The organism is Variovorax trehalosi (assembly GCF_051216415.1).
Lineage (GTDB): Bacteria > Pseudomonadota > Gammaproteobacteria > Burkholderiales > Burkholderiaceae_C > Variovorax.
On record NZ_JBPJZG010000004.1, the window covers coordinates 43,398 to 56,686 of the forward strand.

General features: G+C 67.6%; 11 protein-coding genes. All 11 read left to right on the forward strand.

Translation table 11 applies throughout. The features are described from left to right. The 11 genes from ACSFA7_RS15850 to ACSFA7_RS15900 all read left to right on the forward strand — a co-directional run bounded on the left by ACSFA7_RS15850 (position 1) and on the right by ACSFA7_RS15900 (position 13,206). A complete protein-coding gene (locus ACSFA7_RS15850) occupies positions 1-903 on the forward strand; it encodes a UPF0280 family protein (RefSeq protein WP_435500258.1) in 903 nt (300 codons plus the stop codon). A gap of 20 nt (positions 904-923) precedes the next feature. Beyond that, entirely contained in the window at positions 924-1,565 is a 642-nt protein-coding gene (locus ACSFA7_RS15855) for an amino acid synthesis family protein (protein ID WP_435500259.1), read from the forward strand. Between the two features lie 39 nt (positions 1,566-1,604). After that, positions 1,605-2,189, forward strand: coding sequence for an amino acid synthesis family protein (locus tag ACSFA7_RS15860; protein WP_435500260.1), 585 nt, complete (start codon positions 1,605-1,607; stop codon positions 2,187-2,189). Between the two features lie 58 nt (positions 2,190-2,247). After that, positions 2,248-3,453 (forward strand): ABC transporter substrate-binding protein, encoded by a 1,206-nt coding sequence (locus ACSFA7_RS15865; RefSeq protein ID WP_435500261.1) that lies wholly within the window; start codon positions 2,248-2,250, stop codon positions 3,451-3,453. An 80-nt stretch (positions 3,454-3,533) separates the two neighbouring features. Further along, entirely contained in the window at positions 3,534-5,465 is a 1,932-nt protein-coding gene (locus tag ACSFA7_RS15870; protein ID WP_435500262.1) for an ABC transporter permease, read from the forward strand. Next, on the forward strand, positions 5,462-6,256 hold the full coding sequence (locus ACSFA7_RS15875; protein WP_435500263.1) for an ABC transporter ATP-binding protein: 795 nt from the start codon (positions 5,462-5,464) through the stop codon (positions 6,254-6,256). The genes ACSFA7_RS15870 and ACSFA7_RS15875 overlap by 4 nt, the downstream gene beginning before the upstream one ends. Further along, positions 6,253-6,987 (forward strand): ABC transporter ATP-binding protein, encoded by a 735-nt coding sequence (locus ACSFA7_RS15880; protein WP_042576919.1) that lies wholly within the window; start codon positions 6,253-6,255, stop codon positions 6,985-6,987. The genes ACSFA7_RS15875 and ACSFA7_RS15880 overlap by 4 nt, the downstream gene beginning before the upstream one ends. 32 nt (positions 6,988-7,019) lie before the next feature. Beyond that, positions 7,020-7,745, forward strand: a complete 726-nt coding sequence (gene pncA, locus ACSFA7_RS15885) for a bifunctional nicotinamidase/pyrazinamidase (RefSeq protein ID WP_435500264.1) — start codon at positions 7,020-7,022, stop codon at positions 7,743-7,745. Between the two features lie 55 nt (positions 7,746-7,800). Beyond that, on the forward strand, positions 7,801-8,961 hold the full coding sequence (locus tag ACSFA7_RS15890) for an ABC transporter substrate-binding protein (RefSeq protein ID WP_435500265.1): 1,161 nt from the start codon (positions 7,801-7,803) through the stop codon (positions 8,959-8,961). Further along, complete coding sequence (locus ACSFA7_RS15895; RefSeq protein ID WP_435500266.1) at positions 8,939-9,448, forward strand: (2Fe-2S)-binding protein; 510 nt, start codon at positions 8,939-8,941, stop codon at positions 9,446-9,448. Before ACSFA7_RS15890 ends, ACSFA7_RS15895 begins: the two co-directional genes overlap by 23 nt. Continuing rightward, positions 9,445-13,206: a molybdopterin cofactor-binding domain-containing protein gene (locus tag ACSFA7_RS15900; RefSeq protein WP_435500267.1), complete on the forward strand. Its 3,762-nt coding sequence runs from the start codon at positions 9,445-9,447 to the stop codon at positions 13,204-13,206. Before ACSFA7_RS15895 ends, ACSFA7_RS15900 begins: the two co-directional genes overlap by 4 nt. Positions 13,207-13,289: the final 83 nt, after the last annotated feature.

Genomic DNA, 13,289 nt, shown 5'->3' on the forward strand with positions numbered 1-13,289 from the left:
ATGTCCGCCCAACGCAGCCCGCTCGACGGCGGCCGCTGGCACTTCAACCACGGCCCGATCGACATCGTGGCCGAGGCGCATGGCGATCCCTACGCCGTCGCGGCCGCGCACGACGCGGCGTGGGCGCGCTTCGGCCATGTGCTCGACGAGCTGGTGCGCGAGCTGCCGCTCCTGCGTTTGCCGGTGGTTGAAAAGATGCGCCCGCGTGGCGTCGTCGGGCAGCGCATGTGGGATGCGTGCGCCGCGTTCTCGCCGATGTTCATCACGCCGATGGCGTCGGTGGCGGGCTCGGTGGCGCAGGAACTCATCGCGTTCTATGACCGTCCCGGCATCGAGCGCGCCTGGATCAACAACGGCGGCGACATCGCGTTGCACCTCGCGCCCGGCCACTCGGCGCGCGTGGGCGTGTTCGCCGACATTGCGCGCTTCGACTGGCGCGACAACAGCGTTCTCACCACCGATGGCCAATTCGAAGTGCACGCCGACCAACTCGTGCGCGGCATCGCCACCAGCGGCTGGCGTGGGCGCAGCTTCTCGCTGGGCATCGCCGACAGCGTGACGGTCCTGGCCGCCACGGCAGCACAGGCCGATGCGGCGGCGACAGTGATCGCCAACGCCGTCGATGTCGACGACGCCCTCATCCAGCGCAAGCCCGCCAGCGAATGCAAGGACGACAGCGACCTGGGCGACACCCTGGTCACCGTCGACGTGCCGCCGCTTGCACCATCGCAGGTGAAAAGCGCACTCGATACGGGCGCGATCTGCGCCAAGGTCCTGCAAAAAGGGGGGCTCGTCTGGGCCGTTCTACTCGTTTGCCAGGGGCAGTTTCGACTTGTCGAGCCCTTATGCTCGAAGTCGCTGCAGACCGTGCTGCCGAAATCAGTTGGTTCAGTATTTGCTTAACGAAAGCAAGGTTCTTTTTCATGATCGATATCCGCCGCGTCTTCACCCATGTCGAGCACATCCACCACGAGTTCGGACCGCGTGCCGACACCCCGTTGGTGCGCGGTGCCATCGGCGCGGTGCTGACCAATCCTTTCGCGGGCCGCTACGAGCCCGACATCCTGCCGATGATGGCGCTGCTCGACCCCGTGGGCGTGGACATGGCGCACAAGCTGCACGCCGCGATGGACGTGCCGCTCGAGCAGATCGCCACCTACGGCAAGGGTGCCATCGTCGGCGCCGACGGCGAGCTGGAGCACGGCGCGCTCTGGCATGTGCCCGGCGGCTACGCGATGCGCGAGCTGCTCGGCTGGAAGGGCAGCCGCGTCGCCTACACCGCGGGCATCGCCGAAGAGAAGAAAGGCCAGCCCGGCAACGCGCTCTCCATCGTGCCCTCGACCAAGAAAGTCGGCCCGCCCGGTGCCGCACTCGACGTGCCGCTGACCAACATCAACGCGAGCTACGTGCGCGGCCAGTTCGATGCCATCGAGGTGCGTGTGCCCGGCGCACCCGCGGCCGACGAGATCGTCTTCATCCTCGCGATGAGCACCGGCTACCGCGTGCACGCCCGCGTCGGCGGCCTGCTCGCGAAAGACATCAGCAAGTGGGACGGCCTGCGCTGATCCCACGCACACAGAGACAAGACAAGGAACACACAGAACATGACCGCCAACATCCGCAAGCTCGTCATCCAGGTCGATGAAGTCCGCAAGGAAATGGGGCAAGACGTGACGCCGCCGACGCGCCGCGCCGTCGCCATCGCTGTGATCGAGAACCCCTACGCCGGCCGCTACAGCGAGAACCTCGACGAGCTCATCGCCATCGGCGAGGAACTCGGTGCGCTGCTCGGCCAGAAAGCCGTGAAGGCGCTCGGTATCGAGCCCGGCCAGGCGCAGAGCTACGGCAAGGCCGCCATCGTCGGCGAGCGCGGCGAGCTCGAACATGCGGCCGCCATCCTGCATCCCAAGCTCGGCGCGCCGCTGCGCGTGGCGGTCGAGAAGGGCGCGGCGCTCGTGCCTTCGGCCAAGAAGCAGGGCACGCTGGGCACCGCCATCGACGTGCCGCTCGGCCATAAAGACGCCGCGTTCGTGCGCAGCCACTTCGACGCCATCGAGGCCCGCGTGCCCGATGCGCCGCGCGCCAACGAGATCGTTGTGGCCGTGGCCGTCACCGACAGCGGCCGTCCGCTGCCGCGCATCGGCGGGCTGCAGGCCAGCGAGATCAAGGGCGAAGACGGTCTCCGTTGATCCGTCTTTTCGTCATCACCGCACACGTGTTTTCTGTTCGAACCCTAGGAGCTTCCCGATGAATCCATTGCGCCTTGCCTTCTGCGCCGCTTCCGTCGTCACGCTGGCCACAGCCCTCGTCCCCGCGCATGCGCAGGGCGTGATCAAGATCGGCGAAATCAACAGCTACAAGGCGCAACCCGCCTTCCTGGAGCCCTACAAGAAGGGCATGGAGCTCGCCGTCGACGAGATCAACGCCAAGGGCGGCATCAACGGCAAGAAGATCGAGCTCATCAGCCGCGACGACAACGCCAACCCCGGCGACGCCGTGCGCGTGGCCGAAGAACTCATCTCGCGCGAGAAGATCGACGTGCTGGCCGGCGCATTCCTCTCGAACACGGGCCTGGCGCTCACCGACTTCGCCAAGCAAAAGAAGTTCTTCTACCTGGCCGCCGAACCGCTCACCGACAAGATCGTCTGGAGCAACGGCAACAAGTACACCTACCGCCTGCGCCCCTCGACCTACATGCAGGTCGCGATGCTGGTGCCCGAGGCCGCCAAGCTCAAGAAGAAGCGCTGGGCGATCGTGTACCCCAACTACGAATACGGCCAGTCGTCGGTCGCCACCTTCAAGACACTGCTGAAAGCCGCGCAACCTGATGTCGAGTTCGTCGCCGAGCAGGCGCCGCCGCTGGGCAAGGTCGATTCGGGCAGCGTGGTGCAGGCGCTGGCCGATGCCAAGCCCGACGCGATCTTCAACGTGCTGTTCGGCGCCGACCTTTCCAAGTTCGTGCGCGAAGGCAACACGCGCGGCCTCTTCAAGGACCGTGAAGTGGTGAGCGTGCTGACCGGCGAGCCCGAGTACCTCGACCCGCTGAAGGACGAAGCGCCCAACGGCTGGATCGTGACGGGCTACCCGTGGAACGGTGTGAAGACGCCCGAGCACAAGGCCTTCCTCGACGCCTACCAGGCCAAGTTCAAGGACTACCCGCGCCTCGGCTCGGTGGTCGGCTACAGCGCGATCCATTCGATCGCGGCGGGTATCAAGAAGGCCGGCGGCACCGACACCGAGAAGCTGGTCGCGGCCTTCAAGGGCCTGCAGGTCGACACGCCCTTCGGCAAGATCAACTACCGCGCGCAGGACAACCAGTCCACCATGGGCGCGTATGTCGGCAAGACCAAGAACGACGGTGGCAAGGGCGTGATGGTCGACTACGTGTACCTCGACGGTGCCAAGTTCCAGCCCACCGATGACGAAGTGAAAAAGATGCGCCCCGCAGACTGATTGCGCGGCTCCTGCAGCGCGCCTGCCGCCGCTGATCGAGCGGGGCAGGGCGCGGTGTCTCCAGTTTCCTCAGGGTCCTTATGAGCTTTTCAGGCTTCGTTGTTCAGTTGCTCAACGGGTTGGCCGGCGCGTCCTCGCTTTTCCTCGTGGCGGCCGGTCTCTCGTTGATCTTCGGCGTGACGCGCATCGTCAACTTCGCCCATGGATCATTTTTCATGGTCGGCATCTATGTCGCGTACACGCTCGTCGAGAAGCTGGGTTCGAGCCTGGGCTTCTGGCCTGCGCTGCTGATCGCGGCGCTGGCGGTCGGCGTGCTCGGTGCGCTGATCGAGGTGCTGCTGCTGCGCCGCATCTACAAGGCGCCTGAGCTTTTCCAGCTGCTCGCCACCTTCGCGCTGGTGCTCGTCATCAAGGACGCGGTGCTGTGGCTCTGGGGGCCCGACGAACTGCTCGGCCCGCGCGCGCCGGGCCTGAAGGGCTCGATCGAAATCCTCGGCCGACAGTTTCCGTCCTACGACCTGTTCCTGATCGTCGTCGGCCCATTGGTGCTCGGCCTCGTCTGGCTGCTGCTCACCCGCACACGCTTCGGCACGCTGGTGCGCGCCGCCACGCAAGACCGTGAAATGGTCAGTGCGCTCGGCGTCAACCAGGCCTGGCTGTTCACCGCGGTGTTCGCGCTCGGCGCATTGCTCGCGGGCCTCGGCGGTGCGCTGCAGTTGCCGCGCGAACCCGCCACGCTGGAGATGGACCTGAACACCATCGGCGCCGCGTTCGTGGTGGTGGTGGTCGGCGGCATGGGCTCGCTGCCCGGTGCCTATGTGGCCGCATTGCTCATCGCCGAAATCAAGGCCGTGTGCATCTGGCTCGGCGTGGTGCAGATCTTCGGCGTGGATGTGTCCTTCTCCAAGCTCACGCTGATGGTCGACTTCCTCGTGATGGCGATCGTGCTGGTCTGGCGTCCGTGGGGCCTGTTCGGCCGGCCGCAGGCGCCCAGCCGCTACGTGGGCATGCAGGAAGAGCCGCTGCGCCGCCCGAGCAATGCCTACCTCGTTGCAGCCGCTGTGCTCGCGCTGATGCTCGCGGTGCTGCCGTTGCTCACGGTGAATTCGCCTTACACGATGGTGCTGATGATCGACCTGCTGATCGCTGCGCTCTTCGCCACCAGCCTGCACTTCATCATGGGCCCGGCGGGCATGCACTCCTTCGGCCACGCCGCGTACTTCGGCCTGGGTGCTTATGGCGCCGCATTGCTGGTGCGCTCGCTGCACCTGCCGATGGAACTCGCGTTGATCGTCGCGCCCGTCGTGGCCGCGCTCGGTGCGTTGGTCTACGGCTGGTTCGCGGTGCGGCTCTCGGGCGTGTACCTCGCGATGCTCACGCTGGCCTTCGCGCAGATCACCTGGGCCATCACCTACCAGTGGGACAGCTTCACCGGCGGCAGCAACGGGCTGACCGGCGTGTGGCCGTCCGAGTGGCTCTCGAACAAGCAGGCCTATTACTGGCTTACGCTGGTGCTCGTGGGCGCCGGCGTGTGGTGGCTGCGCCGCGTGCTGTTCTCGCCCTTCGGCTATGCGCTGCGCGCGGGCCGCGATTCGGTGCTGCGCGCCGACGCCATCGGCATCGACGTGAAGCGCATGCAATGGATGGCCTTCGTCATCGCCGGCACCGTGGCCGGTCTTGCGGGTGCGCTCTACGCGTTCTCGAAGGGCAGCATCTCGCCGGAAAGCCTGTCGGTCGGCAAGTCGGTCGATGGCCTCGTGATGGTGCTGCTCGGCGGCATCCAGACGCTCGCGGGTCCGGTGGTCGGCGCCGTCACCTTCACCTGGCTGCACGACACCGTGGCGCGCAACACCGACTACTGGCGCGCGATGCTCGGCGCCATCATCCTGATCCTGGTGCTGCTGTTCCCGCAGGGCATTGCCGGCTCCGTCAAGCAACTCGCCGACCGCTGGCGTGCACCGAAGAATGAAACAGCAGAAGCAGACGCAAAGCTCAAGGAGGTGAAAGCATGAGCCTCCTCAAGGTAGAGAACCTCGGCAAGTCCTTCGGCGGCGTGAAGGCCGTGGACGGCATCAGCTTCGAGCTGCCCGCGGGCGAACTGCTCGCGCTCATCGGCCCCAACGGCGCGGGCAAGTCCACCACCTTCAACATGGTCAACGGCCAGCTGAAGGCCGACCAGGGCTCGATCACGCTTGATGGCCATGAACTCGTGGGCCGCAAGCCCCGCGAAATCTGGCGCAAGGGCGTGGGACGCACCTTCCAGATCGCCGAAACCTTCGCCTCGCTCACCGTCGTCGAGAACGTGCAGATGGCCTTGCTCTCGCACGACCACAAGCTGTTCTCGATGTGGCGCCGCGCGGCCGACCACAAGCGCGCCGAAGCGCTCGCGCTGCTCGACCAGGTCGGCATGAAGTCGCAGGCCGACCGGCCCTGCAGCGTGCTGGCCTATGGCGACGTGAAGCGCGTCGAGCTCGCCATCGCGATGGCCAACTCGCCCAAGCTGCTCCTGATGGACGAGCCCACCGCTGGCATGGCGCCCAAGGAGCGCAACTCGCTCATGGCGCTGACCAAGGACCTGGTGATCCAGCGCGGCATGGCCGTGCTTTTCACCGAACACAGCATGGACGTGGTGTTCGCGTACGCCGACCGCATGATCGTGCTCGCGCGCGGGCGCCTCATCGCGCAGGGCAAGCCGCTGGAGATCCGCGACCATCCGAAGGTGCAGGAGGTGTACTTCGGCAGCGGCAAGACATTCGAGAAGATCGCAGAGAAAGCCGCAGCGCTTGGAGTGACAACCGCATGAGCACGCACGAACCTCTCTTGCAAGCCAAGGCGCTGTGCGCTTGGTACGGCGCCGCGCAGATCCTTTATGACGTCGACCTCGACGTGCGCCGCGGCGAAGTCGTCGCGCTCATGGGCCGCAACGGCGCGGGCAAGTCGACCACGCTGAAGGCACTGATCGGCATGCTCGCCAAGCGCCGAGGGGCGGTGCGTTTCCTCGGCCACGACATTTCGAAGAGCGAGCCGCACCACGCGGCACGCCTGGGTCTGGGCTTCGTGCCCGAAGACCGGCGCGTGTTCACCGACCTCACGGTGATGGAGAACCTGGAAGTCGGCAAGCAGCCTGCGCGCCAATGGGCCGACGGCACCGAGGCGCCGCTGTGGACGCCCGAGCGCCTGTTCAAGCTCTTTCCCAACCTCGGCGAAATGCCCAACCGCCCCGGTGGCCGCATGAGCGGCGGCGAGCAGCAGATGCTCACCGTCGCGCGCACGCTCATGGGCAACCCGTACCTCGTGCTGCTCGACGAACCTTCCGAAGGCGTCGCGCCCGTCATCGTCGAGCAGATGGCCAACATGATCCTGGAGCTCAAGGCGCAGGGCGTGAGCATCCTGCTCTCGGAGCAGAACATGCACTTCGCCGAACTCGTGTCCGACCGCGCCTATGTGCTCGAGAAGGGCCAGATCCGCTACCACGCCACGATGGCCGAACTGGCGGCCAACGAAGAGGTGCGCCGCGCCTATCTCAGCGTCTGATCGATTCTCTCAACCTCACCGGAGTCCACACCATGCATCGCAGAACCGTATTGAAGTCCGCCGCTGCCCTCGGGCTCATGAGTGGCCTCGGCAGCTTCGGCCTCTCGGCCTTCGCGGCCGGCAAGATCAAGCCCGGCAGCAAGGCCGCGCTGATCGTGGTCGATGTGCAGAACTGCTTTCTCGATGGCGGCACGCTCGCGGTGAAGAGCGGCAACGAGGTGATCCCGGTCATCAACGCGCTGGCGCCTGCGTTCGAGAACATCGTCGTCACGCAGGACTGGCACACGGCAGGCCATGCGTCCTTCGCGAGCACCTACTCGGGCAAGAAGCCTTTCGAGACCACCAAGCTCAACTACGGCACGCAGGTGCTGTGGCCCGACCACTGCGTGCAGGGCACCGACGACGCCGCGCTCGGCAAGGACCTGAAGGTGCCGACCGCGCAACTCATCATTCGCAAGGGCTTCCACAAGGAGATGGACAGCTACTCGGCGTTCGAGGAAGCCGACCACAAGACGGCCACGGGCCTGGCGGGGTACCTCAAGGCGCGCGGCATCAAGACCGTGTTCGTCACCGGTCTCGCCACCGACTTCTGCGTGGCCTGGACTGCGATGGATGCACGCAAGGCCGGCTTCGAGGCCTACGTGATCGAAGACGCGACGCGCGGCATCGACCTGAACGGCTCGCTCGCCGCCGCATGGAAGCAGATGACAGCCAAGGGCGTCAAGCGCATCCAGTCGGCGGACATCCAGACCGCCTGAACGCGCCGCTGCGACAACCACAAGCACACCACAACAACTCCAAAGTAAACGACGCATGAAGCTTTCGATTTCAAGGCGCGCCATGGTGGCGGGCGGCGCAGCCCTGGCACTGGGCCCGGGCCTTCTCCGATCGGCACGCGCGGAGAACGGCGTGACCGACACCACCATCCGCATCGGCCAGTCGGCCGTGTTCAGCGGGCCGGCGAAAGACTTCGGCGTCGACTACCGCGCAGGCATCAAGCTCTACTTCGACCGCGTCAACAAATCGGGCGGCATCAACGGCCGCAAGATCGAACTCGTCACCTACGACGATGCCTACGACCCGGCGAAGACGGCCGTCAATACGGCCAAGCTGATCGACGAGGACAAGGTCTTTGCCCTCACCGGCTTCGTCGCCACCGGCAATCTCGCGGCGGCGATGCCGCTCGCCGAGAAGGCGGGCGTGCCGATGTTCGCGCCGCTGGTGGGCACCACCTCGTTCCGCACCAAGGTCAACCGCTACCTGTTCCATGTGCGCGCGGGCTACGACCTGGAGCTGCGCAAAATCATCAGCCACCTCTCGACCATCGGCATCTCGTCGATCGCGGTGGTGTTCCAGGACAGCCCCTTCGGCAAGTCGAACCTCGCCACCTGCGAGCAGCTTGCGGCCGAGTACAAGGTGCAGGTGGTGAAGACGCTGCCGTTGGCCATCACCGCGGAAGATGCGAAACAGGTCGCCACCGAGATCTCCGCGGCCAAGCCCGGCGCGGTCGTGATGATCATGGCCGGCCGCATGGTCGAAACCTTCATCCGCGACTACCGCACGGGCGGCGTGGGTGCGCCGCTGTACACGCTGTCGGTCGGCATCACCGACGCGGCCGGTTCGGCCAAGCGGCTGGACGGCAAGCTCGCGGGCCTGGTCACGGCCAGCATCGTGCCGCCGCCGACCGCGCAGCGCGTGCCCATCGTGGCCGACTACCAGCGCGACCGCGCCGAGTTCGGCGAGAAGATCGACAGCTACACCACGCTGGAGGGCTACATCGTCGCGCGCGTGATGGTCGAGGGCCTGCGCCGCGCGGGCAAGACGCTCACACGCGACAGCTTCATCGCGGGGCTCGAGAGCATCGGCAGCACGCGCTTCGGTGACTTCCCCATCGACTACAGCGCGAAGAACCACAACGGCTCGACCTTCGTGGACCTGGAGATGTACACCCGTGACGGCCAGTTGCGGCGCTGAGCCGCTGCACCTGCAGGTCAACGGCCAGGCGCAGTCGCTCGCGGGCGTGCCTCGCGAGGCGTCGCTGCTGCAGTTCCTGCGCAACGACCTCAAGCTCAACGGGCCGAAGTACGGATGCGGGCTGGGGCAGTGCGGCGCATGCACGGTGCATGTCGATGGCGTGGCTGCACGTTCGTGCGTGATTCCCGTGCACGGCGTGAAGGGCCGCGACATCACCACGCTCGAAGGGCTGGGCTCGCGCGGCCGCTGGCATCCGGTACAGGCGGCCTTCGAAGACGCGCAGGCCGCGCAGTGCGGCTATTGCCTCAACGGCATGGTGATGCAGGCCGCGGCGCTGCTCGCGCGCGATCCGCATGCCAGCGAGGCGCGCATCCGCAGCGAGCTGTCGGGCAATCTGTGCCGCTGCGGCACGCACATTGAAATCCTCGACGCCGTGCAGCGCGCGGCCGCGCGCATGAGCGCATCGCACGAAGATAAAGCCGCATGACACGCCGCGCCGACCTGCCGCAGACCCGCGCGGAGTTTCTTGCCGCCGATGGCGTGCTGCTCGTGGTGCGCGAGACGCCCCCTGCGCCGGCGCCCGCGAAGGGCCAGCCCGCTGTGATTGCCGGCAACCCCATCGAAGGCGACGAGGTCCTGATCGCGGTGTGGGACGACGGCAGCGTCTCTGCGCTCAACGGCCACGTCGATCTCGGCACCGGCATCCAGACCGCGCTGTCGCAGATCGTGGCCGAGGAGCTCGATCTCGGCATGCCTTGTGTTCGCATGATGTTGGGCGACACGGCGCGCGTGCCCAACCAGGGCGCGACGATCGCGAGCGCGTCGATCCAGATCCATGCGCAGCCGCTGCGCCTTGCCGCCGCGCAGGCGCGCGCCTGGCTGCTGGCGCGCGCGGCCGAACGGTTGGACGTCGCGGTAGATGCGCTGCAGGTGCGCAACGGCGTGGTGCGCCTCGTCGAGACGCCGGACCGCCACGTCAACTACGCGGACCTCGTGGCGCACCAGCGCACGGTGCTGCGCCTCGACCCCGCTGCGAAGCCCAAGGACCCGGCCGACTACCGCATCGTCGGCACGCGCCAGGCGCGCGTGGACATTCCCGCCAAGCTCGCGGGCGAGCTCGTGTTCGTGCACGACATGCGCGTACCCGGCATGCTGCACGGCCGCGTGGTGCGCCCGCCGTATGCGGGCGCAGACCATGGCGAGTTCATCGGCAACACGCTCGAGTCGGTCGATGAATCGTCGATCGCGCACATCCCCGGCATCCGCGCCGTGGTCGTGGTCCGCGATTTCGTCGGCATCGTGGCCGAGCGCGAAGAGCATGCGGAGCAGGCGCTGCGCGAGTTGCGCGTCACGTGGAAGCCGTGGCCCGGCATGCCCGACCTCGGCAATCTCGCGCAGGCCCTGCGCGACAACCCTTCGACGCAGCGCCTGCTGGTCGACGAAGGCGATGTCGACGGCGCCATCGCTTCCGCAGCACAGCCGATGCAGCGCACCTACATCTGGCCGTACCAGATGCACGCTTCCATCGGCCCGTCGTGCGCGCTGGCCGACTGGCAGCCGGCCGACGGCAGCGGCATGCAGTTGCGTGTGTGGGCCGGCTCGCAGAACCCGCACGTGTTGCGGGCCGATCTCGCGAAGCTCATGGGCATGGACGACGTGCAGGTCGACGTGGTCCGCATGGAAGCCGCGGGCTGCTACGGCCGCAATGGCGCCGACGATGTGGCGGCCGACGCGGCATTGCTCGCGCGCGCCGTCGGCATGCCGGTGCGCGTGCAGCTCACGCGCGAACAGGAGCATGCATGGGAGCCCAAGGGCGCGGCGCAGTTGATGGAGGTCGACGGCGGGCTGATGGCCGACGGCCGCATCGCCGCCTACGACTTCGAAACTTCTTATCCATCGAACGGCGCACCCACGCTCGCGCTGCTGCTCACGCGCACCATCGAGCCGGTCGCGCAGGCCTACGAGATGGGCGACCGCACTGCGCGGCCGCCCTACAGCTACGACAACCTGCGCGTGAAGGTCAACGACATGGCGCCGATCGTGCGCGCCTCGTGGCTGCGCGGCGTGTCAGCGCTGCCGAGTTCGTTCGCGCACGAGTCGTACATCGATGAACTCGCGACGGCAGCGGGTGTCGATCCGGTGCAATTTCGCCTGCGTCATCTGAACGATCCGCGTGCGGTCGAGCTCGTGGAGGCCACCGCGCAGAAGGCCGGCTGGCGCATGCGCACGGGGCCACAGGAGAACGCGGACGGCGGACTGGGCGAGGGCGGCGACATCCTCTTCGGCCAGGGCTTTGCGTACGCGCGCTACATCCACAGCAAGTGGCCGGGCTTCGGCGCCGCATGGGCCGCGTGGGTGGCCGACGTCGAGGTCAACCGCAAGACCGGCGAAGTGCATGTGCGCCGCGTGGTGGTGGGGCACGACGCGGGGCTGATGGTCAACCCCGCGGGTGTCGAGCACCAGGTGCATGGCAACGTGATCCAGACCACGAGCCGCGCGCTGATGGAAGAGGTGAAGTTCGCGCCGCAGCAGGGTGCCGCAACCGGCGGCGCGCAGTTGCCGGGCGTGCTGCCGACCGGCGTGGTGGCGAGCCGCGAGTGGGGCAGCTACCCGATCATCAACTTCCGCGACGTGCCGGTGATCGAGGTGATGCACATGCCGCGGCCGGGCGAGCCGTCGCTGGGGGCGGGCGAGTCGTCGTCGGTGCCGGGGACGGCGGCGATCGCGAATGCGATCTTCGATGCGACGGGGGTGCGGTTCAGGGCGCCGCCGTTCACGCCGGAGACGGTGCTGGCTGAACTGAACCGGGGTTTGCTCCCTCCCCCTCTGGGGGAGGGCGGGGGTGGGGGCATGCGGCGCTCGAATGGTGACGCCGCTGTGCCCCCATCCCAACCTTCCCCCAAAAGGGGAAGGAGCAAGACGGATGCGCCCTGGCCCCGGCGCAAGGGTGTGTGGGCCACAGGCGCCGCGCTCTTCATCGGCGGCATCGGCATCATCGCCGGCCTGCTCGGCTGGCGCTCCGCCATCGCGCCCGTCTCGCTCACCGCACCGGTCTACAGCCAGTCCACCATCGAACGCGGCCGCGTGCTCGCCGCGCTCGGCGACTGCGCTGTGTGCCACACCGCACCCGGCGGCGCGCCGAACGCGGGCGGTCGCGCGATGGACACGCCCTTCGGCACGCTCTACACCACCAACCTCACGCCCGATGCCGATACAGGCCTCGGCCGCTGGTCGTTCAGCGCATTCCAGCGTGCGATGCGCGAAGGCGTCTCGCGCGACGGCCACCATCTGTACCCGGCATTCCCCTACACCGCGTTCGCCAAGACCAGCGACGACGACCTGCAGGCGCTCTATGCGTACTTCATGTCGATGCCCGCGGTGCGCGCGGAAACGCCGAAGTCAGAGCTCAAGTTCCCGTTCAGCATGCGGCCGCTGATGGCCGGATGGAACGCGCTCTTCCACGACCCCACACCGCTGCAGCCCGTCGCCACGCAAAGCGCGGAGTGGAACCGCGGCGCGTACCTCGTCAACGGCCTCGGCCACTGCGGCGCCTGCCACACGCCGCGCAATGCGCTCGGCGCGGAGCAGGGTGGCAGCGCGTTCCTCTCCGGTGCGATGGTCGATGGCTGGGAAGCACCGGCGCTCACGCACCTTTCGAAGTCCGCCGTGCCGTGGGATGCCGACGAGCTCTACCGGTACCTGCGCAACGGCCACACGCAACGCCACGGCATCGCGGGCGGCCCGATGGCCGAGGTGGTGCGCGAACTCGGCCAGGTGCCCGACGCCGACGTGCGCGCGATGGCGACCTACCTCGGTTCGTTCAACCCTGTGCCGGCCGCCGAACCGCAAGCCCTCGCGCAACAGGCCATCGCCAACGCGGCACGCACGCAAGGCCAGTTGCTCGGCCCGGCGCAGCGCATGTTCGACAGCGCCTGCGCGTCGTGCCATCACGACGGCAACGGCCCCACGCTGCTGGGCGTGAACACGCCGCTCGCGCTCAACAGCAGCCTCACGAGCGCGCACCCCGACAACCTGCTGCGCACCATCCTCGACGGCGTGCGCGAGCCAGCAACTCGCGACATCGGTTTCATGCCGGCCTTCCGCGAGGCGCTCGACGACCGGCAGATCGCCGAGCTGGCCGGTTACATGCGCGCGCGCTTCGCGCCGCACGAGCCGGCGTGGACCGACCTGCCCGCGCAGGTGGCGCGTGCACGCGCGGCGAAGGCGCACGGCGCGGGGCATTGAGCGAAGTGCCCCGGTGCGCCCGCGCGCGCATCGCCGAGGCTACGATGCGTCGTCGCGCATCGACCTCGTCGTTCGCGCGCCGC